The sequence below is a fragment of the Nitrosospira multiformis genome, from assembly GCF_900111585.1.
Classification (GTDB): Bacteria; Pseudomonadota; Gammaproteobacteria; order Burkholderiales; family Nitrosomonadaceae; genus Nitrosospira; species Nitrosospira multiformis_B.
This window is the reverse complement of sequence record NZ_FOHI01000004.1, coordinates 210310-234182: the sequence shown is the minus strand read 5'-3', so window position 1 is coordinate 234182 and position 23873 is coordinate 210310. Positions and strand designations below refer to the sequence as shown.

The window sequence follows — 23873 nt, the reverse complement described above, 5'->3', positions numbered from 1 at the left end:
CTCATCCAGGGTGAGCCTCTGCAAATATCCCCGCTTCATCCCGTCGTCGGCTCGAAAGGGGATAGCAATGCATAAGGAAACGTCCCGAAAAGGTGAGCCAACCCAAACCTCCTGCACGCCTCCTCCGTCCTCTGCGTGGTAAGGATCTCGCCAGTCAACACATTGATCCACTTCTCGCGCAACTCGTCTGAAGGCAGTTCCACCCAGGTGTCGGTCCAGATGGATTTACCGACTGGGAACCTGTGTTGTTCTCCGATGAGCCTGCCGAGCAATCGCGGTACGGCAACGACAAGAATTTCATTTTCCCGACGCCGTGCAAACACGCATACGTGCTCACTACAGTCCCCATACGCTTTTAGCGGCAGGTAGTCGCCCTCGCGGAAAAACTGTTCGTGCTCGCGACGGAATGTGAGCGCTTTCCAGCTCAGATAGAGCTTGATTCGGCCGTCCCGCAGATTCTCCATCAGATGCTGCGCGCAGGCGCCAGGGCCTTCTTCAGCATGCATCGAGCGGATGGCCTGCAAGGACCTGCGACGCCCCGTATAGTCCACAGGACGCCTGTTGTCCGGATCCACGAGACTGAAGTCCCAGGTTTCGTTGCCCTGGTAGATATCCGGTACTCCTGGTGACGTAAGTTTGAGTAACACTTGTGACAAGCTGTTGAAGGCGCCCGCCCATGCAATCTGCTGCTGGAAAGGCAGAAAGTCGCGCAGGAACAGATTGTTGGGCTGCTCGGAGAGAAGCGCATGCACGAAGTCCTGCATTGCTGCCTCATATTCGCTATCAGGGTTGATCCAGGAGCTGCTCACCTTCGCTTCTCGCGCCGCCTTGCGCATGTAGGCAACTACGCGGTCGGACAGCTCTGCCAATTCCTCGCCGTGCGGTGTGTCAAAAGGCCATATGCCCAGCAATATCTGGTATAGCAGGTACTCGTCATTCCGGCTCGGCGCATAAGTGTTGCCCAACTCCCGACGACTGCTGCGATTGAGCCTGTTCCATCGCTTAAGAGTCCGTGCCCACTGATCGGGTATTTCGGAGAGAACGCTTATGCGCGCCCGTACATCTTCCGACCGCTTACTGTCGTGACTCGAAGTGGACAGCATGGCATGCGGCCAATGGCTCGCTCGCTCCTGATTTTCCCGGTGAAACGCTGCGAGCGACACGCCGAACCGTTGCGGCTCATTGCCGACCTCGTTGAGAGATACCAGACGGTTATACTGGTAGAAGGTCGTGTCCTCCATTGCCTTGGCCATTACCGGGCTGGTGTACTGCTGAAACTTCATGGCGAAGGCACATATGGCGTTTTTGTATGCTTCGCTTTGACCCCTGGCGTGCCGACCCAGCAACACCTCCCGCACGAAATCGAAGATAGTGGTGTCAACTGCCTGGCTGCGCTTCTTGGCTACCTCAACCGCCCAGTCGACATAACGGACATCATCAGCAGAACTTTCGCAATCGGATACATAAGTACGATAGACAGGAAAGTTGGCGACAATCTGGGCGAGAGCACTGCGCTGGCTGTTGAAGGTAAAATCACACGTGCGGCGATCACCTTTGGCAATACGTGCCAATTGTATAGCCAGTACCTGAAGCTCACCTACCAGCGCGCTTTCCATGATCAAGTGTTTGTTCGTTCGTATCATTGCGCCGAGATCCAAACGTGTCCGAATAAAGCGCTCATAAATACGGGTGAAATGGTCGGCAGCGCCAGTGTCGACAAAAAGGCCGGAGCAAACCGCGGCAAAGTTGTATCCGGTAGTGCCGTGGATGGGCCAGCTCTTCGGAAGATGTTCATGAGAGGCGAGTATTTTCTCCGCCACGATGTAGAGCGGCTTGGCTCCCTCTTTTAATTTTCCCGGAAACAATGCTGCTGCGGCCATTGCCTGCAGACGCTCGAAGTATTCCTTGGGGGCGTACAAGCCATCCGGATGATCGATGCGTAACCCGCTCACATACCCGCGCACGATCAGTTCGCGAATCAGGTGGTGCGTGCTTTCGAACACTTCCGGGTTGTCCATGCGCAGCGCCGCCAGATCATTGATATCAAAGAAACGGCGGTAATTGATCTCGTCCGCTGCAGCACGCCAGAAAGCCAGACGGTAGGCCTGGAGGCTCAGCAGTTCATGCAGAAGATCGAAGCTCTTGGGTCGCTCCCCCGGCGTGTCCCCGTTGAAAACGGACACATTCTCCTGAACGAATTGGGCAATGTCTGCGCTCATCACGAGCAGCGAAGCCAGATGGCGTTTGTGTATCTCCTTGTCGCGCGCTCGTTCGGTGATCGCATCGGGGGAAACTCGGTCACGCAGTGGCAGATGGTTAAACGCCGTGACTAGAGACTGGAGTTCCAGAAACTCCGGGTGCTGTTCTCCCAGCCGCATCCCGAGACGTTCGAGTTCGTACCCAAGAATGCGCGGATATTCACGCGGGTCCACAGGAAACCGGTGCTCATGATAAAAAACACTGAAGGAGCCTTGTTCGGGGTCGAACACAAGCTTGAGTTCGCCCTTCTCCAGAATCGCGCCATAGTGATCACCCAGAACAGGCAGCAGCACCTGGCCCGGCAGGTGCTCTCCCATCACATACCAGTCAATGTCAAAATAGCTGGCAAAGCGGGACGCCGGACCATTTTCCAGTACATCCAGCCACCATTCGTTATCAGCCCCAGTGATGGACATGTGATTGGGAACCACATCCATGATCTGGCTCATTCCATGGCGTTTCAAGGCAGCAGCAAACCGTTCGAAGTCCCGGGCGCTCGTGATCTCCGGATTGAGCCTGCCATGGTCGGTTACGTCATAGCCGTGGGCGCTGTCAGGGCGCGCTTTGAGGAGGGGCGAAAGATAACAATGACTGATACCCAGCTCATCCAGGTACGGGATCAGTTCCGTTGCCTGCCTCAGATTGAAGTCCCGATTCAATTGCAAGCGGTAAGTTGCCCGTGGAATCTGCGCTTGTACGTCCTGCGCGACTTCGCCCTCTGAGGAGGTGGGCGCTTGCGATAAGGGACGCTCTCGACGCAACGCCAGCATTATTCCCTGCAGCCAGGCGCTTCCCTGCCACTCCTCCAGATTGAGGGGCAGTTTGAGACGCCAGGATGGGTAAGTGTCTCCTGTTGCACCGGGCAGATTCGGTTGCTCAAGTACCCCGAAGCCATCTTCGAGTTGCAGCAGCAGAAGTTTCGACGGTGCACGGGCCAGATAGGTGTACACTGCTGCCGCGAGTTCCGCCGTCATTTCCGGGAAGCCGACCTGATGAAGCCCGCCTCTCGACGGCAACACGCCTTCACTCTCCAATGCCACCAGGAGCTGTGCACGGTCTGCCGCGCGCTCCACGATTTGCCTGTTCCGCATCTCATCCTCGGGAAACAGATTGTGACGGTCGCGCAAATCAATATCGAGCCCTTGCCAGAATCCCGCCAGAGTCGGAAGGTCGTGGGTTGTTACTGCCACTACGGCATTTGCCGGGTACTCCTGCGGCGGCTTCAACTGCCCGTCGTCGCGCCGCTCGAAATATAATAACCGTGTGGACATCACATTTGCGGGATGCAAAGCTTCGCGTACTTCCGGTGGTACTGTCCCTAAATCTTCACCTACCACCAGGCAGCGGTTGCGCTGGCTCTCCAGTGCCAGAATGCTCAGCATATCTTCAAAGGGATAGCGTATGTACGCGCCCTCCGTTGCGGGCAGCCCGCGCACTACCCAGAACAGGCGGCGCAGGCCCATTACGTGATCTATGCGCAGCGAGCCGCTGTCCCGCATGTTGGCGCGTAGAACTTCAATGAAAGGTGCATAAGCGGATGCAGTGAGCTGATGTGGAATCCAGGGCGGCAGGCCCCAGTTCTGCCCCAGGCGGTTGAAGTCATCGGGTGGCGCGCCTGCACTGGCTTCAAGTGCGTAAAGTTCACGGCGGGACCACGTTGCCCCGCCACCTTCCGCTACACCGATCGCCAGATCGAACATTAAACCAATGTTGAAACCCACTTCCCATGAGCGTGTGCCGACCGCTCCCAGTTGCAGGGAAACCTGCCACTGCAGGTATTCGAAATATTCCACGCGATCGAGATGAGCTTCGCAGAATGCGGCCACCTCCGGAGCTGCGGGATCGCGGTATGCTTCGGGCCATACGCGCCACCCCCATACAGAGCTGTCCCCTGCCCGAAAATATTCCTGAAGCGCCTCGAACAGCGCCTGCTTGCGAAGAATCTCGCCGTGCTCCGCCTGGAAAACACGAAAAGCACGCGCACGACCAGTATTTTGCGCTAGATGGGTACTACGGAAATGGCGGTACAGGCAGACGAGGACTTCCGATTTCGCCTCCGCAACACTTCTATAATCCACCTGTTCGGTAGCACGAAGCGCGCGCAGCCGCGCCTGGAATTCCGGCGCGAGCACTATCGAGCGTGCTTCCTCGCATCCCGCAAATTCGGGTATGGCTTCCACATCCAGGTAAAGCGGGTTGAACCAGGTGCGGCTGGAGGGACTGTAGGGACTGGTGTGTTCCGGAGCATCGGGAAATAACGCATGAAGCGGGTTGAGCAGCAGCGTGCTTCCCCCCGCACTGGCATAGAATTCGACCAGGCGTCGAAGATCGCTGAAATCCCCGATGCCATAATTGCGCTGGGAACGAATACCATATAACTGGAGGGCGGGCCCCCACACCCGCCTCTCACCTTCGATACCTGGCGGCCAATAACAAATGGCAGGAGCCACAATAAACGGCATTTCAGCCAGAGCGAGGCCATCGCTCTTTTCGATGGAAAGCCGGTGGTACCCTGGTTCCACCGGGAGATCCAGCACCAGAATTCGCCGCACGAATTCCTGGGCGCCGGGATCATCGAAACTGCCGAAACCGCCGCGAGCGGTGAAGCGATAACGCTCGACCTCTTCCAAGCCGTCAGGAATAAATTCTTCGTAGTCTTCGGCCCCGGATTCCCTGTACAAGCGCCAGCGATAGGCCCCCTTGCCCTCGGCGGCCGGTAGCGCGACTGCAATGCGATAGGGTCGCATCCACTCCCGCACCACTTGTACGGGCGACAACACATGCTCCCATTTGCGCCTTATAAAAGTGTGCAGGGACGCTGAAATTTCCTCTTCCGTGGCCGCTGCAACCCCCATTGCCCCGAGTAGAGCGCGCTTTGCGTCCTCCGAAGTGTGGCGGGTATTTCCCCAGATATCGCTGTAGCAGGGTAGCACGCCATATAATTCGCACAGCTGGTCAAGCGGATTGCTCATGCTTCTCCCTCGATATTCCCTTGTGCTTTCCCTTCATTTCAGCTTTGGCGGTTGTTACCAGGTAAAACTGCTTTTACTTTTATCGGCAGCCGGTTCGAGCATCCAAACTACCGAACGAGGCGCCAGGATACTTTTCGCCCGGATACTTTTCGTTGCGCGGGAAGATATTGGTATTGCACTTGGGGATGCAAACACGATTTGCCCGGCGGACTCGGGAGCCGCTACGTTCGTATCAGAAAAATTCGCCAATAGCCGCAAGGTGGAATCGTCGCCCAACTGCCAGCAGACGCGGAGGCACTTGGGCGCGAATACCTCAAAATGTGCGGAATTACCCTTCATTCCGCGAAGGCGCGGTACGATAATTTCGCTGCGAAGTTTCATCAGGTTGCGGTAATACTCCAGCCAGGCAAGGTGCGCTTCATCCCTGAGTGAACTCCAGTCGATTTTAGAGATAAGAAAAGTCTGAACAGCATTTGGATCCGGTATCTCGGTCATGCCTTGCCCAAAATGGGCAAAGCGGGCGAATTCCCTCCGTCGGCCCTGTGTCACAGCTTCGCGAAGATCCCCTCCAAAGTCGCAGAAAAACAGGAAAGGCGATTTTGCGGCAAATTCCTCGCCCATGAACAGCATGGGAATGCCGGGAGCCAGCAAATAGATGGCTGCCGCCGCACGTGTCAACGCTTCCTCGCCAATATGGTTAATACGCTCGCCAAATGCACGGTTGCCCGCCTGATCGTGGGATTGCAGAAAGGAAATGAAAGCCTGGGGCGGCAGATGAATACTTGCCTCTCCACGCGTCGTATTATCGCGATAAACGGATATCTCTCCCTGATAGCCAAATCCTTCCGCCAGGCAGCGCCCGAGATGACGTACCGGATTGTCGGCATAATCAATATAGTATCCATCACTCTCGTGTGTAGAAAGCACATGCAGAGCGTGGTGAATATCGTCGTTCCATTGGGCGTCGTACCAGCCGTTTGTCAGGTAACGGGCATTGTTGGCATCGTTTTCCAGGATCAGATGCACGTGGCGTTCTGCATCGACCTCAGCACGTACACGCTCCGCCAGCTCGACAAGGATGTGCGGACTGGAATGGTCGATGATCGCATGTACTGCATCGAGCCGCAGGCCATCGAAGTGATACTCTTGCAGCCAATACAACGCGTTGTGGATGAAAAACTCGCGTACCTGCTGGCTTGCGGGGCCATCGAAATTTATTGCCGCACCCCACGGAGTGTGATGGCGCTCAGTAAAAAAATCCCTTGCATAAAGGTGAAGATAGTTTCCTTCCGGCCCGAAATGATTGTAGACGACATCGAGCAGAATCATCAGTCCCCGTTCATGCGCGGCCTGAACCAGTTCCTTGAGATCCTCCGGACGTCCGTAACGGCTATCGGGCGCGTAAAGCAGGACGCCATCATAGCCCCAGTTTCGCGAGCCTGGAAAATCGGCAACCGGCATGAGCTCGATGGCGGTCACGCCGAGTTCGACCAGATAGTCCAGTCTCTGGGATACGCCGTTGAAGGTTCCCTCGGGTGAGAACGTGCCTACATGCAGCTCATAGATGACGGTTTCTTCCCATGGCCGTCCACGCCATTTCGCATCCCGCCAGGCGAAGGTGGAAGGATCGATCACCTCACTTAAACCATGCACATCATCCGGATTGAAGCGCGAGGCGGGATCGGGAACGCGGACACCGTTCACGTCGAACCCGTAGCGCATTCCTGTGCCTGCTTCCGCTACAGTCGACTCGAACCATCCCCCTGTGCGAGGACTCATGGGGAGTATCAGTTCGTGTTGCTCATTCGTCCGCCCGTCTGCAAGGCACAATCCCACCTGTTTGCACCCAGGTGCCCAAAGACGGAAGCGCACTCCGCCATCCGTAATTTGAGCGCCATAGGGCATGTCATGAAGTCGTGTCAGCACGCCTTTCCCTCTTCCCCTTATTCTACCTTCTACGCTGCATCAGCCGTATCAGTCGCTGCATGGTTCCATCGACTGACTTCGATTGTTGCGCGAGCGCGTTACTCACGCTGGCAACAGCTTTCTCCACCATGAAGAGCGTAACCAAAGCATCGGTTACTCCGGTATCAGCGGGGAACAGGGAATTTCCCTTCATCGCCCTGCGATAGCTTTTGAGGAAATCCGCGCTAGCAAGCGCTCGCCATTTATCAGCTTGTTGTGCAAGCATAACGGTTGATTCCGAATATTCATCCGTAACATGCTCCAGTGCCACTGCCGCCACCTCGGAAAACGAAAACAGCATGCCTGCCACATCGCGGAGGGGGCTCTGTTTCCAGCGGCGCTCACGCCATGCGCGTTCGGGACCGCCGCCGTAATTCGTAATCAGAAAATCATTGTTCGAGAGCCACACCTGACGCAGGCTGTAATCCCCATGGCAGCGCGCCTTCAAGGCCTCGGGATGTATGGCTGCCAGGCGGGTGATGCGACGGTAGAATTTCGACCGGGCTGATAAAAGATCATTGCCGGCCCCCTGCACGGACTTGGGCACATCCGGCCATTTCGCTTCCAGCAATTTGTACATTTCATCCATCTGCGCACGCACGGTGTTCACCCACTCCGCAAGATCTTCGGGGGTAATGGGTTCGACGCCGAAAGCTCCATCTGCATCATCCGGCGCAAGTGCCCGGTGAAATTCGGCCGTACGCAATCCCAGCGTATTGATGAGGGTCATGTAGGCAACATGCCGCGAATCAATGGGACGCTTTTGTTGTGTGCGGCACTCATCCAGGTAGCGTTGCAGATAGTCCTGCGTATAAGCCCAGGCGCTACCCTGATTCTCGGCGTAGTGCTCGAGGATTGCCAGAGTGGAATTGCATCCCTCACCGTCCGTGTACTCCACGGTGCCTGCCAGTTGCGCCATATGAGTAAATTTTGCTGTCTCCGTCAGAAAACGCGACATCTCCAGTTCGGGGTGCACGCCGGGAAGAAGCCAGCGGTATCCTTTCAGTACCAGTCGGTCGCCCATGTTCACGAACAATCGTCCTCTCTCCGAAACTGTCCGCGTTACCGTTGTTGATGCGCCTGAAACCATCGGGCCGGAAAAAGCGGTGGTTGCATGGAAAGACACTTGTCCACGCTTAAACAGGAGCGCAGAACCATCATGCATGCTGGAAACCATGGCGCGGCAGAAACCATCATCCCAGAATGCGTCGAACAGCACGCCTGTCCGCTCCCGGCGGCGAACCTTAGCAAGCGTGGCATGCAGTAGCGTGCTCACAATCGCCTCATCCTCGTCCTCCCACACCAGTGCCAGAGGCACGGCAAAGCGATAAACCTCATCATTGGCCAGCGTTAAAACAACGATGGCTAGCAGCCAGCTTCCTTGCTCTGTCGACCACTCGTGCATCTCCCCGAGCTCAAATTTTCTGACGGGAAGGTTTCGCATCAAAAACCAGGATTGGGAATAAAAGAAGCGAGGCATGATCTGCCCCTCGAGCTGCTGGCGGGCACGACGAGCCATCAGGTCTTTCATGCCCCCGCTACCATCATCCCGGTTCAACAGTGTGCCCCAACCCGACTCCACAAGCACAAGGACAGGCAGATCCGGCGATATCTGCCGTTCCTCATGCCAGGCAGGGGCGGCCACGTCGGCTGTCAGGCGGAAAGCATAAAAGCCATGAGCACTCAAGGTAAGAAGATACGGCAGCTCCCCCACGGGGGGGAATGGCGTGCGACCCATCAATTCAACCGGTACTCTTCCCCTGAATTGGCTTAAATCCAGTTCTACTGGCTGTGCGACTCGGGACAGATTAGCCACGCACAGAATCGTTTCATCCTCATGCTCACGCAGATAGGCAAGAATCTTGCGGTTGCCAGGCCGCAAAAAACGCAGCGTACCCCGACCAAAGGTTCGGTGCGCCTTGCGCATCGCAATCAGGCGCTTCATCCAGTTGAGCAGGGATGACGAATTACGCCTCTGTGAATCCACGTTCACTGCACCAAACCCATATACGGGGTCGATAATGGTCGGCAGGAAAAGCTGTTGAGAATCAGCCGTTGAAAACCCGCCGTTAGCCCCCCCTGACCACTGCATGGGTGTGCGCACACCATTGCGATCACCGAGGAGAAGGTCATCACCCATCCCGATCTCATCTCCATAGTAGAGCACGGGCGACCCCGGCATGGTCATGAGCAGCAGATTCATCAATTCAATTCGGTGCCGATCATTGTCCATCAGGGGCGCCAGACGTCGTCGAATACCGAGATGCAGGCGGGCCTGAGGGTCGATTGCATATGTCTGGTGAAGATAGTCCCGCTCGCGATCGGTGACCATCTCCAATGTCAGTTCATCGTGGTTGCGCAGAAACACTGCCCACTGACAATTCTCGGGAATGTCTGGTGTCTGCTCCATGATCTCTACAATGGGGTGACGATCTTCGCGCGCAATAGCCATGTACATTCGCGGCATGAGTGGAAAATGGAAAGCCATATGGCATTCGTCGCCATCACCAAAATACTCGCGTACATCCTCCGGCCACTGGTTCGCCTCAGCCAGGAACATCCGGTTGCGGTAGTGTTTATCCAGTTCGGAACGCATGCGTTTGATCACCGCATGAGTCTCCGGCAGGTTTTCGCAGTTGGTCCCCTCGCGCTCGCACAGATAGGGCATGGCATCCAGGCGCATGCCATCGACACCCGCATCCAGCCAGAGCCGCATCACATGCATCATGGCGTTAAAGACATGGGGGTTGTCAAAATTCAAGTCAGGTTGATGGAAAAAAAAGCGGTGCCAGTAATAGGCTTTGGCTACATCATCCCATTCCCAGTTGGATCCCTCTGTGTCCGTGAAAATACTGCGCGCACCGCTGTACCTGGTGTTGTCGTCGCTCCATACGTAATAGTCGCGCTTGACGGACCCCGGTGGGGCGCGGCGAGCTGCCTGAAACCATGGATGCTGATCGGAAGTATGATTGAGCACCAGTTCCGTGATTACGCGCAAACCTCGACCATGAGCTTCCGCGATAAACCGGTGAAAGTCCTCCAAGGTGCCGACATCGGGGTGCACACTGTGATAATCGGAAATATCGTAACCGTCATCCCGTCCCGGAGACGGATAGAATGGAAGAAGCCAGAGCGCGGTGACGCCCAGTTCCGCCAGATAGTCGAGCTTGGAGATCAGGCCCGAAAAATCTCCTATGCCGTCACCATTACTGTCGAAGAATGTCTTGACGTGCAATTCATAGATAATGGCGTCCTTGTACCAGAACGGATCTTCTTCTCGTTCCATGCTATTTCGACCGGGCTTTCTGTTTCAGATGAACAGAAGCTCTTCTGGCAGCCTCCGCGGCTCTTGTAAAGTTCCCTTTTTTCGCTTCCCCGATCGCCTTATCCATTTCTTCGAATGTTTCCATATCATGTTCCGCTTTCGGAAACTGTCCATATATCGATATGAACGGATGGGTATAAGGATGTTCGTGGTTTTCCTCGATCACGTGTTTCTTCGCTTTTTCAGTATGGGCGATAACGCCTCCTGCGTCCTCATTTTCAGCACTTCTGACTGCCAGTCCCAATTCCTGAAGCGCCTTGTCCTCATGTTCATCTGTAGCATAATCCATCGTAGAACATCCCGCGAGGAAAGCAAAAGCGATCAAGCTGCACGAGAATGGCTTTTTCATGACATCTCTCCCTGGTGAACGAATCCGAGGGGCTTGCCCCTTCTCGGACTCATTGTAAGGGGCGTAACCAAGGTCCGTACAGTAGTACCTAAGACTCCTGCCCGGACTCATTGCAGAGTGGAATACAGTTCAACCGCAAAGATCGCTGACGACAGACAGAGGATTCATCACCCTCGCGGCGCCGGCAAACATGGGTGATAGCAGAAGTCCGAATGCCGGATATCGCCTGCGTCAACGCTGGCGCATCATTGATACCGTCGCCCGCCCGCCATCGTCAATGCATTTGTTTCATTTCCCCCATCATCTTTCTGTGATCCTTTCCCATATCCAGGTTTGCCTCCGCAGCCTGCTTATAGCTTAGCCGCTTATCAATCTTTGGCAATGCGCCTTGAGATCCGCGCTTGCCATGTAATAGGGACGCGTTTCATATTCTTCGAGTTCCCTATTGTGTTCTTGCACGCGTAAGCGCGTGTCTTTTGCTGTCGCCTCGTACAGTGATTCCCTTGATCAGAGCAAAGATGGCCGGAAATACGACCAGCGTCAGTACTGTAGTGGAAACCATTCCGCCCACCATGGGGGTGGCTATGTGCCGTGTCAGCTCGGATCCCGTGCCTGTGCTGAACATGACGGGAAGCAGTCCGATGACGCTTCCCGAGATGGTCATCATCACCGGACGTATCCGGTATACCGCGCCCTGGATCACTGCCTCGTAAAGATCTTCAACGGTAACTTTTTCGCCTGTGGCTTGCCGCGTCGCCGTGATACTCGCCAACGCCCGATCGAGGAAAGTGAGCATGACCATTCCTGTTTCAGTCGCGATACCGATGAGTCCGATAAAGCCAACCGCCGCTGCGATGCTCATGTTGTAGCCGAGCAGATACATGAGCCAGATGCCGCCGACCAAGGAAAAAGGAACCGAAAGCATGACGATCAGCGTCTCGGTGAGTCGATGAAAGTTCAGATATACAAGCAGGAATACGATCAGGACCGTGAGCGGCACGACTACCTTCAGCTTTTCGACAGCACGTTCCATGTATTCGAACTGGCCACTCCAGGTTGCGTAATACCCCGGCGGAAACCGCACCTGCTCACGTACTGCCTGCTGGGCTTCCGCGACATAGCTGCCGATGTCGCGGTCGCGGATATCGACGAAGATGTAAGCCGACAGCAGCGCGTTCTCCGTGCGGATACTCGGCGGGCCTTGGAGGAGTTTTACTTGCGCAAGTTGCCCGAGCGGGATCATCGTCTGGTCCATGGTGGGTATCAGCACCTGGGTAGCGATTGCCTGGGGATCACTGCGCAATGCACGTGGATAGCGCACGGTGACAGCGAAGCGTTCCCGTCCTTCCACGGTGGTGGTTACCGTTTCCCCGCCCAGTGCCACTGAGATTACGTCCAGCAAGTCCCCTACGGCCAGCCCATAGCGCGCGAGCGCCATGCGGTCCGGCTCGATATCGAGGTAATAGCCGCCGGTAATGCGTTCCGCATAGACACTCGTCGTTCCAGGCACCGTTTTTATCGCTGTCTCGATTTGTCTGGCAAGGATTTCGATTTCCTCCAGATCCTTTCCGAACACTTTGACGCCAATGGGCGTGCGTATGCCTGTGGCAAGCATGTCGATCCGGTTCTTGATCGGCATGGTCCAGGCATTGCTGACTCCAGGCATCTGGAGCGCCCGGTCCATTTCAGCGATCAATTTATCCACGGTCATCCCGGAGCGCCATTCAGCCTCCGGTTTCAGGTTGATGATGGTTTCAGCCATCTCCAGCGGCGCCGGGTCGGTTGCAGTATTGGCCCGTCCCGCTTTGCCGAGCACTGATGCCACTTCCGGAAAGCTTTTGATGATCCTGTCCTGCGTCTGCAATATCTCAGCCGCTTTCGTCACGGAAATGCTCGGCAAGGTCACTGGCATGTAAAGAAGCGTGCCTTCGTTCAATGTCGGCATGAACTCCGTTCCCAGCTTGAGTGCGGGATAAATGGTTATCCCAAGCACAGCAAGCGCTGCCAGAATGATTATCTTTTTCCAATGCATCACCCGGCCCACTACCGGATGATAGGTCCGGATCATGAAACGGCTCAGCGGATTATCCTGCTCAAGCGGAATGCGACCGCGGATCAGAAGCAGGATCAAGGCTGGAACGAGGGTGATCGAAAGCAAGGCGGCACCCGCCATGGCGAAAGTCTTGGTATAGGCCAGTGGCTGAAACATGCGCCCTTCCTGCGCTTCGAGGGCAAATACAGGCAGAAACGACACGGTAATGATCAGCAGGCTGAAGAACAGCGATGGGCCAACTTCCCTACAGGCATCAATGACGGCCTCTTTGCGGGCTGTACTTGAAACTCCCGGACCAGCGCGCGCAAGATGTTTGTGCGCATTCTCGATCATGACGATCGCCGCATCGGTCATTTCAGCAATCGCAAGAGCGATGCCCGCAAGACTCATGATGTTGGAATTGATGCCGAGGAACCGCATTGCGACGAAAGCGATGAGTACGCCGATGGGAAGCATGATGATCGCCACCAGGGCGCTCCGCACGTGCATGAGGAAGACCGCGCAAACCAGCGCCACAATAATGATCTGCTCGATCAACACCTCACGCAGCGTCATGATGGCACGCTGGATCAGGTCCGAACGGTCGTAGAGGGACCGGATTGAAACACCTTCCGGCAGGGCCGGCATGATCTCGGCAATTTTCTTTTCGAGATTGCGTGTAATATCGAGAGCATGCTCGCCGTGCCGCGCCACCGCAATCCCCGAGACAGCCTCTCCTTCGCCGTCAAGCTCGGCTATGCCGCGACGTTCCTCAGGAACCAGTTCCACCCGGGCAATGTCGCGCAGCAGCACCGGTGTGCCCTTCTCCGCCTTGACGACGAGTTTTTCGAGATCGTCTATCCCGCGCAGATAGCCTTTGCCGCGCACCACATATTCTGTCTCCGCGAGCTCGATCACACGTCCTCCCACATCGCGATTGCTGGCAGCGATAACCTGGGACACGTTCTTTAACGGGATGCCGTAAGCCTGTAGCTGCTGCGGATTCACTGTAACCTGATAGCTTCGTACAAAACCGCCTACGCTGGCCACTTCCGCCACGCCCTCCGCCGCGGTTAGCTGATAGCGCAAGAACCAATCCTGGATGGCGCGCAACTCGTCGAGGGTACGATTCTTTGCGGTCACGGCATATTGATAAACCCAGCCTACGCCGGTGGCATCCGGACCAAGTGAAGGTTTTATATTCCCGGGGAGGCGAGCAGCTGCAAAACTTAAGTATTCCAATACGCGCGAGCGTGCCCAATAGATGTCTGTGCCATCCTCGAAGATGACGTATACGAACGACACGCCAAAACTCGAGAGACCACGCACCACCCTGGATTTCGGCACGCTCAGCATGGCAGTAGTGAGCGGATAGGTAACCTGATCTTCTACTACCTGGGGCGCCTGACCCGGATATTCCGTATAAATGATGACCTGCACATCCGAAAGATCCGGAATCGCATCGACCGGTGTCTTCCATACCGAATATACGCCCCAGACTATTATGAAGAATGTCCCGACCAGCATCAGGAAGAGGTGCCGTACCGACCATTCGATGATATTGCCGACCATCTCAGTGCTTCTTTCCGTGAGCGGCGACAGCCTCAGCCTGCGGCTGTATACGCACAATAACGTACTCGCCCGGCGATGCTTCCGTTATCTCGAAAGCAACCTTCTGGCCGGGTTTCAACGTTCGTAGTAACGCGGGGTCCAGAACCTTGAAATCCATCACCATCGCCGGCCACCCGAGGCTTGCGATCGGGCGGTGGGCAAGCGTCACGATTGTGTTGGCCACATCGATTGCTTCGATGATTCCTTCTCCGCGATGGCTCGATGAAGATGGAGACGGGGATAAAGGTACAGTTCCGGATGAGCCGGAGGCGATCCGGCCTCTCTCTCCCTCTTCCCCAAGCACTAAATCCTGACTGCTGCGGGCAAAACTGCTCAGTGCAGCCTTGAGGTTGCTTTCGGCATCGATGAGAAAATTGGCTTTCACCACAACCATTTCCCCGGCCTTCAGTCCATCCAGAACTTCCACATAGTCGTTCGCGTGCTTGCCCAGCTTCACGAGCCTCGGTTCAAAGCGGCCTTCGCCGAGATCCACCAGCACAGACTGCCTGGTACCGGCATCGAGTATGGCCGACTCGGGGACGGCAAGCACCCTGTCTTTACGTTGGGTTGAAACGAACTCCACTTTCCCGTACATCGCCGGTTTCAGCAGCCCTTGCGGATTGGGCAACTCGATGCGCACACTGGCAGTACGGGTTTCCGGGGTGACCGTGGGGTATATGAACGTCACCTCGCCTGGGAACACTTTGTCCGGATAGGCCTCAACCCGGATGGTGGCAGTCTGCCCCCGTTGTATCGTGGCAAGATCCTGCTCAAACACGTCTGCGAGCACCCATACTCTGGAGAGATCCGCAATCTGATACAACATCTCTCCAGTCATGAAGCGCTGTCCCTGAATCGCCCGTTTTTCCAAAACCACGCCGCTTACCGGAGAACGAAATAGGATGGACTGTGTAAACTTGCCTTCCTGCTGAAGTGTCTTCAGATCCGCTCCGGATATATCCCAATTGCGCAATCTCTGCAAGGCGCTTTCAGTCAACCGTTCCATCCCCGCCTGAACCTCAAGGCCCCCATCCTCCACGTCCCTTGTTCCTCTCCGGGCGATGAGATATTCATGCTGTGCCGTGATCAGGTCGGGACTATACACATCCATCAACGGATCACCCTTTCTAACCGCTTGTCCCGTCGTATTGACGTGGAGCCGCTCGATCCATCCCTCGAACCGGGGCGCCACGATATGCAGCCGCCGTTCATCCGCCTGCACTGTCGCTACTGCCCTTACGGTGCGACTGAGTTCGCGCATGCAGACCTGCTCGGTTCTTACTCCCAGTTTTTGTATCCTGTCGATGCTGATCTTGACTGCCGCATCGGCGGAAGCGGATTCCTCGTCCTCGTAAACAGGTATGTAGTCCATACCCATGGGATCTTTTTTGGGTATCGGCGAAGTGTCGGGCAGTCCCATGGGGTTGCGATAATAGAGAATCTTCCTTTCAGGCTTACCGTCGGCTGAAACCACACGCGAGGCCTTAGCGGCAGAAGTCAAAGGGCGGCTTGCTCCCCACCAATACCCGGCGACAAGTAAGGCTGCAGCCAGGGCGACAAAAGCTATTAATTTGACGGCGAGCTTCACATGCGCTCCTTTGACATGAGCTCCCGGGGGATAGGTAATAAGTTGTCTGGCGATTTACCAGTGAGCAGATCGATCTCCGCAAGCGCCTTGTTGTAACTTGCTATGGTCGTCGCTAGGCTGATTTCGGAACTGAATACTGTCATCTGGCTGTCGAGCAGTGTCATGAAATCGACCCGGTTAACCCGATAAGCCGCCAGGGTGGATTCGACCGTAAGCCGTGCCTGGGGCAGAATGGCTGTCTGGTAGAGCCGCGCGGACTTCAGGCTTTGCTCGGCCAATGCTGCCTGCTGACGCAGTCTTGCCGCCACCTCATTGCGTTGCGCTTCATAAGTGTTCAGCGCCTGATCGCGCATCGCCAGCGACTCCGCTTCGCGTGGCTCGAGTTTGCTGGCACGCCAAACGGGAAGGTTCATTGCCACCGTCAGACTCACCATGTCCGGTCGCCGGCTGTTGTCCAGCATGTTGTCGCGCTGCCCGTAAGACATACGCACGTCGAAGTCGGGATAATAATTTTTGCGCGTAAGTTCCAGCGCTTTGTCGTTGCGGGCAACAAGGCTTTGTAGCGCCAGCAATTGTGGGCGTTGGGTCAGGGCGGCCTCAAGCAATGATTCCGGGCCCAGGATTTCCTCACGCAATTGCGGCGGTGCGGGCACTGGCAACGGCTTATTCCCGCCCCGGCCGAGCGCGCGGGTCAACTCGGCTTCGATTACCGGTCTTTCTCTTGCAAGCTTCAGCAGTTCATTCGCCATTCCGGATACCTGTGTCTGGGCCTTTAGCACATCGGCCTGGTTTCCTCGCCCTACCGCATAGTGATCTTCAGCAATGTGGAGAAGCTCTTCCAGGATGAGCTTGTTTTTTTCGACCAGGCGGGTCATTTCAAGGGTGAGACCCAGATCGAGATACGAGACTTTGATATCGCGTACAACACGGTTGATGGTCTCCTGGTAGCCATATTCAATGGCCTCTGCATCCTTGGCGGCGACATCTTTACGCAAACCGCGTTTCCCTGGAAAAGGGAATCGCTGGGACAGACCGATCATTTTCATGGTCATGTCCTCACGGTTAAAAGTGGAAGATGCCAACGGGGCATTGATCACCCCTGCTTCCAGAACAGGATCCTCCAGTGCTTCCGCAGGCGATATTCTCTGCTGGGCGGCTTCTCGTTCCCGCAGCGCAGCCTGGATTTCCGGATTGTTCTCCAGCGCTTCTGCAATCAGGGTGGTCAGGGTAGCCAGCGAAGCTGAATTTTGGGGATAGGCTGCCACAAAGGTTCCCACAGATTGTTCTGGAGCAGCCTGTGTAGACGTTCCTCTACCTGCCGGGGACGAAACTTCCGCGTGGGCCAATGTAGAAAGCATGACGGCGGCAAGCACCGGAGTGATGATTCCGATGGGAATCATTGCGAACTCCCTTGCCCTGTTGGAGCTTGCTTCCGCCATTTGACGATGATGTAATCGGAACCTGATTTTTTGAGGAAGAATTCCACTACATCGCCTTCCTTGACCTGTTCAGCCAAAGCGCTTTCCCTCAGGTGAAAAGACATTGTCATCCTGGGCCAATCCAGGGCAGGGATAGGATCATGGTTTATCCTGACGAGGGCATTGATCCGATCAACCTTCACTACTATTCCCCTGCCTGGAACAAGGTTCGCAGGTGTAGCGGGCTTTGTAGCCTCGGACGCACTCGCAACTATTGTTTTTTTGTCCTTCGCTGGTTCAAAGTTCTGCTTGTGGAATAGCCGATCATTAAACAATACGGGTTCATACATCATCGAAAGGGCAATTTGCCTCGAATCAATCGGAGCCGGTTGAACGGCTCCATCCCCAAGTGCCTCGGCAGATAGGCACGCAAGTATTGGCGCCAGTTGCAGTACAGCGAAGAGTGGCGTAATCATCCTGACTTCCTTGAAAACATATAACCCCCGCGGTTTACCGATTCAGCAATAGAAAATTAGCCGGCGGAATTTTCGTCAGGGGAACCCATACAAAACCGCTGGGCAGCAAAAGACCTGCCGTCCGGCCGCTGGTTTAATACGCGAAAGAGATCAAGCTAGAGGAGGGCGTTGCGGCTGCTGAAGAACCAACGAGGAAAAGCGAGAAATGGGCAAGATGGCGTAAGAAAATCCACCAGGAAGATTGAGTGCAGACGCCGCAGATGGCAGACCATTGCCGCTTATGTGGCAAACGACTCCATCGCAGGAAAGGGTCAAATCCGCCTCACCCTCTGCATTATCACCACCCGGTTGTCTATCCGGCTGTTTGTGATTGCTATTGTCATGCAAGGGGCAAGCTGCGGAAGGGGCTTCATGATCAATTTGATTTTCAGGTGCCCCAGATACAGATATATTTCTGGCTTGAGCGCATAGCGGCATGATAGCGGCCAGAGCGCTTTGCAGGGGCAACGACAACATGATCAGAATCGATAAGAATATGCGCGCACGCAGCATCATATTATCCAGTATGAGGCATCTATCCTGTCAGAACAAGAGTTACGTGTTATAAAGGAAAATTCATATCCTACCGTCCCGATTCTTCAGCAACTGTTGATCTATCATAGTAGAAGGTTGGATAAATTCAAGTTGAACTCCATCCTATCGACATTCGGTGTCTTCGCATCCTCTGGCGATTCGGATTTTGCACGGAGAAATACCTGACCATGAGCAAAAAGGAAGACAAGAAGGAAAAGGAAGCACATGCGTCCGAAATATCCAAGGAAGACTACGAGGACACGCTATACAAACTCCAGGTTGAACTTGTCAAGCTTCAACGGCACCTCATCGAATGCGGTGACAAGATTCTGATTATCATGGAAGGGCGGGATGCCTCCGGCAAGGACGGCACGATCAAGCGTATCACCGAGCACCTGAGTCCGCGTGAAACGCGCGTGGTCGCACTCGGTAAACCCTCGGACCGCGACCGCAACACGTGGTATTTCCAGCGTTACGTTCAATACCTTCCGGCAGCGCAGGAGCTCGTGCTGTTTAACCGCAGTTGGTATAACCGGGCGGGTGTGGAAAAGGTAATGGGTTTTTGTACCGATGCCGAGTATGAAGAATTCATGGGCTCAGTAGTGGAGTTCGAGCTCATGCTGATACGCTCCGGCATCAAGCTTCTCAAGTACTACCTCGATATCAGTAAACCCGAGCAGGAAAAAAGGCTGAGCCAGCGCAGAAAGGATCCTCTGGCGCAATGGAAAATCAGCGCGCTCGATGGGTATGCTCTCGAAAAATGGGATGAATATACATTAGCGCGCGACAAGATGTTGACGTATACACATAATTTGATTACGCCCTGGATCATCGTGCATGCGGACGACAAGCAACTGACCCGGCTGAATGTCATCAAGGACATGCTCAGCCGGTTGGATTACGAAGACAAAGACGAGCACCTGATTTTGCCGGACCCGCAAATTGTATCGATATTTACCGCCTCGTTCATAGAGGAAGGTCTGCTGGCGGTATAGGCGTACTGTTTTATTGTACGTAACCTTTCTGGAAATACTTTTATTTCAAGTCGCGCTGCTCCCCTTCGGGAGTTCGCCGAATGGGGGCGGTGGCGCCTCTCCGTCATGATCCGTTAAAGGGACTGGAATGCATCTCCTCCCGTCAGATGCAATACCAGCGGAATCACTCCCTGCCTTCTCAAGACCTTGAGATGCCACCGCATTCATTTGCGCAGTCTGGCTGCCGCCTTCTATAGAAGCATACCCCGCGCAATAAATAAGTTATGACTTTCACAAGCTATGTTGGGTTCTGTGATTTTAATGCTCATCTTTATTTTTGTTTCACCTGCCCCACCCTCTACTTTACATCTTCCTGAGAGTTGAGACACTTTAGACATGATAAAGTTGACAAAGTACCCTCCGATTGATACGCTGTTCTATAAGCAGAATGTTCGTATCGTGCACTTCCCTGGTTCAACTCAGCTTCAGATCAGGCGTCTGTATGACAACAAGAAGTTTTCCAGCGATTGTATTCATGCTCGCGCTATTGGCTTCATGCGCCCCCATGAGTCCATATGAAGCGGTCAACAGTCCTGCTCTCTTGAAAACGGTGGAGGAGGCCAGAACATATAGGGATCATTACGCTTTGACAAAGCAATTTGAGAATCTGGCTGAAGAAATGCGCGCGAGAGCAAACGAGCAGCGAAAACTGCTCGACCATTATCAGGAAAAAAGCTATCTATACGGACGGCTGGCGCAGGATCAGCAATCGCATACCTGGGCGTTGATGCAGAGGTATGAGCACGCAGCCAAGGCAAGTCTTGGCAAAGCAGCCTTGCATCGTCAAATAGCGGCAAGGCTCGAACAGGAGGGTTACGGTGTACCCTCACAACAGGCAGCCGGTGGGGCTTCCGATTCACAACAAAACAATAACCGGAGTAATTGAGGTACCACAAGGCATCTTTTGGCATTGCCTTTGTCTTTATGTATGCAAATAACTCGCAGAAAGTAAGGGCCCGTGACGAAATTCCTGTGCTATCCTATCGTCAAAATAGCCTTTGATCGATGATATAAAATAGTCCGGGCATAAGCCCATGGAGGCATCATTGTTAAAAAGGTGGTTCCCGCTGATAATTCTGGTTATCTTTGCGCTGCTCAGCATCGGGACGCTTAATAGGCTGGCGCGCAATATGGCACAGAAAAGAGACTTCTACAGCGATCCGCTGTGCTGGACATTTTGGGACAAAACCCATCAGGGCGCTGTGGAAGTTCGTCATGAAAGAGCACCGCAAAAACCTGAGGTGTCAGGAAAGAGCGCTTTCATGAAAAGCGGAACTCTTATCGCACAAACCTGAATATCTTAAGCGGCGTACCTGAGGAAGCGCCGCTGAAGTGCGTTCGTCCCGCTACAGCGGGTCATTTAGCCGCCTTAATCCGCATAAATCACTCCAGTTATAGCCCCCCTGCCCTTGCAACACCATAGGATGCCTTATTCCTGACACTGCGATATCATGGTGGAAGGTTGATGACACCTTCCATGCTCGATATCAATTCCCTTTTCTCTGCTGGGGGCGCTTTAGCCCGGAGTGTGCCAGGTTATATAGTGCGTCCACAGCAGAGGGAAATGGCTCAGGTAATTGCTGATACCATCGCCTCCAACACGATCCTGATTGCCGAGGCCGGGACGGGCACGGGCAAAACCTTCGCCTATCTGGTCCCCGCCTTGATGACAGGTGGAAAGGTGATTATTTCCACCGGGACAAAGACTCTGCAAGATCAGTTGTTCAACCGTGACATTCCTACCGTTCAGAGTGCGCTCAAAATTCCGGTTACCGTGGCTTTATTGAAGGGACGGGCAAATTACGTTTGTCACTATCATCTGGAGCGTACCTTCCAGGAAAGCCGCCCGGCCCTCGTCAGCCGAGAAGAGGTGAAGTATCTGAACTTGATTGAACGTTATGCCAAGGTCAGCAAGAGCGGAGACAAGAGCGGTTTGAGTGAAGTACCTGAAAATGCGTCAGTCTGGCAGTACGTCACTTCCACCCGCGACAATTGCCTAGGTTCGAATTGCCCGCACTACAAGGACTGTTTTGTCATGGAAGCACGCAAGCAGGCCCTATCAGCAGATGTGGTGGTGGTAAACCACCATCTGTTCTTTGCCGACGTCATGTTGCGTGACGAAGGACTGTCGGAATTGCTCCCCACCTGCAACACCGTGATATTTGATGAGGCTCATCAGTTACCGGAAACAGCCAGTCTCTTTTTTGGGGAATCCGTCAGCACTGGCCAATTACTGGAGTTAGCCCGAGACAGCGAGGCTGAAGCGCTGGGGAGTGCAAAAGATTTTGCTCCCCTACTTCCTGCCATCGCGGCAATGGAAAAGGCCGCGCGCGATTTCCGCTTGACTGTGGAAGGTGAGAATACGCGTATGCCAGTGGCTGCAACCAAGGCTAACGTAAAATTTGCCGGCGCGCTGAGCGAGTTGCAGGAAAAACTGGATAGTCTGGTCGATCTGCTCGAAAGCCAAGCTGAGCGCTCGGATGGGCTTGAAAATTGCTGGCAGCGTTCTCGTGAAATCGCCGGCCGTATAAAACGCTGGCAAGAGCAGGCTGAAGCCGAAGGCTTCGTGCGGTGGGTGGAAGTATTCAGCCAGGCATTGCAACTCAATGCCACCCCGCTTTCCATTGCGGAAATATTCAACAAGCAATTAGGCGGACCCCCACGCGCCTGGATATTTACGTCTGCAACACTTTCAGTCAAGGGCGACTTCGCTCATTACAATGATCAAATGGGGCTGAATACGGGAACCACCCCTTCGCATTCCATGTGCTGGGAGAGTCCCTTTGATTTTGCCCATCAGGCTTTGCTCTATGTTCCAGCAGGCATTCCGGAACCGAGCAGCAGCAGATATACGGAAGAAGTGGTGAAGGCAGCGCTGCCGGTATTGAAGGCCAGCCGGGGGCGGGCATTTTTCCTGTGCACCAGCCTGCGTGGCATGAAAAAGACATATGAACTGCTGCTGGAGGCACTCAAGCAGGAAAGACTCGACTATCCTCTGCTGCTGCAAGGCCAGGGTTCGCGCTCCTACATGCTGGAGCGCTTCCGGAAGATGGGCAATGCGATTCTGATCGGCAGTCAATCCTTCTGGGAGGGCGTGGATGTGCGTGGGGAAGCATTATCCCTGGTGGTGATCGACAAACTTCCTTTCGCTCCTCCCGATGACCCGGTGCTGGCCGCACGTATCGACAAAATCAACAAGGAAGGCCGCAATGCTTTCATGGAGTATCAATTGCCGCACGCCGTGATCAATCTGAAACAGGGAGCCGGCAGATTGATCCGGGATGAAACCGACCGTGGCGTACTGATGATTTGCGATCCCCGCCTGATCAGCAGGCCCTATGGCAGAAAAATCTGGCAAAGCCTGCCACCCATGAAGCGCACACGCAATCTGGCTGAAGTGGAAGAGTTTTTTTCGGCCAATTCCACGGCAACCAAGGTGTGAAGCACATTATTTTGCCCGCGACTCTGGCGGGGTTTATTCTCATGCAGGATGTGCGTGGCGAAAACAACGATGCGTCTGAGAGCTCCCAAAGCCGAAGACCCGAGCCAATGGTCTTTGACCTGGTCGATCCGCTCGACGCAAAGAAGGGTGAACTCGAGATCAATGCCTTGCTGAATCTTTCGCCGCGGGAGGAACAGTTACGCTGGTCGCCCGAGATTGAATACACCTACATGGATGGTCACTCGATCGAATTGGAACTGCCGATCGAGAACGATTTTCTGCAACAATATAAGGTTTCCCTGCAGGGCTTTTTCGGTAAGCTAGTCCAAGGTCGCATGCTGCATGGGTGGCAGGCTATCGGCCGGCGAAAAAACGATGAAAAAGTGTTCGCGGCCGAAATCCTCTATTTGAACGATTATAAATTTTCTGACACGTGGAGCATGATGAACATGCTCGGAGTACGGCACACGGCTTTGGGTAAATCCGGTGAGTTCGTGGGCTTGCTCAATAACAGCCTGTTTTACAGTTATTCAAAACATCTCGCGCTGGGTGTCGAGCTGAACAGTGAAATAGAAGAACGACGCTGGCGCTACCGATTGACCCCCCAGCTCCAATACGTCTTCAACAAGCACTCGATTATTCAGGTGGGCGGCGGACCGTCGCAGTTGAACAGCGAGCGAACCGAGTGGCTGCTGACCTCACGTGTTATTTATGACTTCTAATCCGGGGATGGCGATCGAATTCCTTTTGCTATTCTGCCACACCCGTATCCCGCACCCTCCCGGATTTAAGGCATTGCAGCGAACAGATCGTGCTGGCGGAACTTGTG

The 23873-nt window shown here is 54.6% G+C and carries 14 protein-coding genes; 5 read left to right on the top strand and 9 right to left on the bottom strand.

Features of this window, described 5'->3' with window-relative positions:
- Positions 1 to 35 precede the first annotated feature (35 nt).
- The 9 genes from BMW46_RS08295 to BMW46_RS08255 all read right to left on the bottom strand — a co-directional run bounded on the left by BMW46_RS08295 (position 36) and on the right by BMW46_RS08255 (position 18550).
- Positions 36 to 5231 carry a malto-oligosyltrehalose synthase gene (locus tag BMW46_RS08295; protein WP_074707106.1) on the bottom strand — a complete coding sequence of 1732 codons (5196 nt, stop codon included), beginning with the start codon at positions 5229 to 5231 and terminating at the stop codon, positions 36 to 38.
- Between the two features lie 54 nt (positions 5232 to 5285).
- Positions 5286 to 7157 carry a malto-oligosyltrehalose trehalohydrolase gene (treZ, locus tag BMW46_RS08290; RefSeq protein ID WP_256377006.1) on the bottom strand — a complete coding sequence of 624 codons (1872 nt, stop codon included), beginning with the start codon at positions 7155 to 7157 and terminating at the stop codon, positions 5286 to 5288.
- 22 nt (positions 7158 to 7179) lie between these two features.
- On the bottom strand, positions 7180 to 10482 hold the full coding sequence (gene treS / locus BMW46_RS08285; protein WP_074707101.1) for a maltose alpha-D-glucosyltransferase: 3303 nt from the start codon (positions 10480 to 10482) through the stop codon (positions 7180 to 7182).
- Position 10483: 1 nt separating this feature from the next.
- Positions 10484 to 10870: a small metal-binding protein SmbP gene (gene smbP, locus BMW46_RS08280; RefSeq protein ID WP_074707097.1), complete on the bottom strand. Its 387-nt coding sequence runs from the start codon at positions 10868 to 10870 to the stop codon at positions 10484 to 10486.
- Positions 10871 to 11312: 442 nt separating this feature from the next.
- Positions 11313 to 14474 (bottom strand): efflux RND transporter permease subunit, encoded by a 3162-nt coding sequence (locus tag BMW46_RS08275; RefSeq protein WP_074707095.1) that lies wholly within the window; start codon positions 14472 to 14474, stop codon positions 11313 to 11315.
- A 1-nt stretch (position 14475) separates the two neighbouring features.
- Positions 14476 to 16101 carry an efflux RND transporter periplasmic adaptor subunit gene (locus BMW46_RS08270; RefSeq protein WP_074707092.1) on the bottom strand — a complete coding sequence of 542 codons (1626 nt, stop codon included), beginning with the start codon at positions 16099 to 16101 and terminating at the stop codon, positions 14476 to 14478.
- Positions 16098 to 17501, bottom strand: a complete 1404-nt coding sequence (locus BMW46_RS08265) for a TolC family protein (protein ID WP_074707090.1) — start codon at positions 17499 to 17501, stop codon at positions 16098 to 16100. The genes BMW46_RS08270 and BMW46_RS08265 overlap by 4 nt, the downstream gene beginning before the upstream one ends.
- Positions 17498 to 17995, bottom strand: coding sequence for a copper-binding protein (locus BMW46_RS08260; protein WP_081355737.1), 498 nt, complete (start codon positions 17993 to 17995; stop codon positions 17498 to 17500). Before BMW46_RS08260 ends, BMW46_RS08265 begins: the two co-directional genes overlap by 4 nt.
- Positions 17996 to 18145: 150 nt before the next feature.
- Positions 18146 to 18550: a hypothetical protein gene (locus BMW46_RS08255; protein ID WP_074707087.1), complete on the bottom strand. Its 405-nt coding sequence runs from the start codon at positions 18548 to 18550 to the stop codon at positions 18146 to 18148.
- A gap of 206 nt (positions 18551 to 18756) precedes the next feature.
- Here BMW46_RS08255 and ppk2 point away from each other — a divergent pair, with 206 nt between their 5' ends.
- The 5 genes from ppk2 to BMW46_RS08230 all read left to right on the top strand — a co-directional run bounded on the left by ppk2 (position 18757) and on the right by BMW46_RS08230 (position 23766).
- Positions 18757 to 19563, top strand: coding sequence for a polyphosphate kinase 2 (ppk2, locus tag BMW46_RS08250; protein WP_074707085.1), 807 nt, complete (start codon positions 18757 to 18759; stop codon positions 19561 to 19563).
- Between the two features lie 481 nt (positions 19564 to 20044).
- Positions 20045 to 20488 carry a hypothetical protein gene (locus BMW46_RS08245; protein ID WP_074707082.1) on the top strand — a complete coding sequence of 148 codons (444 nt, stop codon included), beginning with the start codon at positions 20045 to 20047 and terminating at the stop codon, positions 20486 to 20488.
- Positions 20489 to 20636: 148 nt separating this feature from the next.
- The gene (locus BMW46_RS08240) at positions 20637 to 20897 is read left to right on the top strand and encodes a hypothetical protein (RefSeq protein ID WP_074707081.1); all 261 of its coding nucleotides are present in this window, start codon (positions 20637 to 20639) and stop codon (positions 20895 to 20897) included.
- 182 nt (positions 20898 to 21079) lie between these two features.
- On the top strand, positions 21080 to 23044 hold the full coding sequence (locus tag BMW46_RS08235; RefSeq protein WP_074707371.1) for a DNA repair helicase YoaA: 1965 nt from the start codon (positions 21080 to 21082) through the stop codon (positions 23042 to 23044).
- Positions 23041 to 23766 carry a hypothetical protein gene (locus BMW46_RS08230; protein WP_256377005.1) on the top strand — a complete coding sequence of 242 codons (726 nt, stop codon included), beginning with the start codon at positions 23041 to 23043 and terminating at the stop codon, positions 23764 to 23766. The genes BMW46_RS08235 and BMW46_RS08230 overlap by 4 nt, the downstream gene beginning before the upstream one ends.
- Positions 23767 to 23873 lie beyond the last annotated feature (107 nt).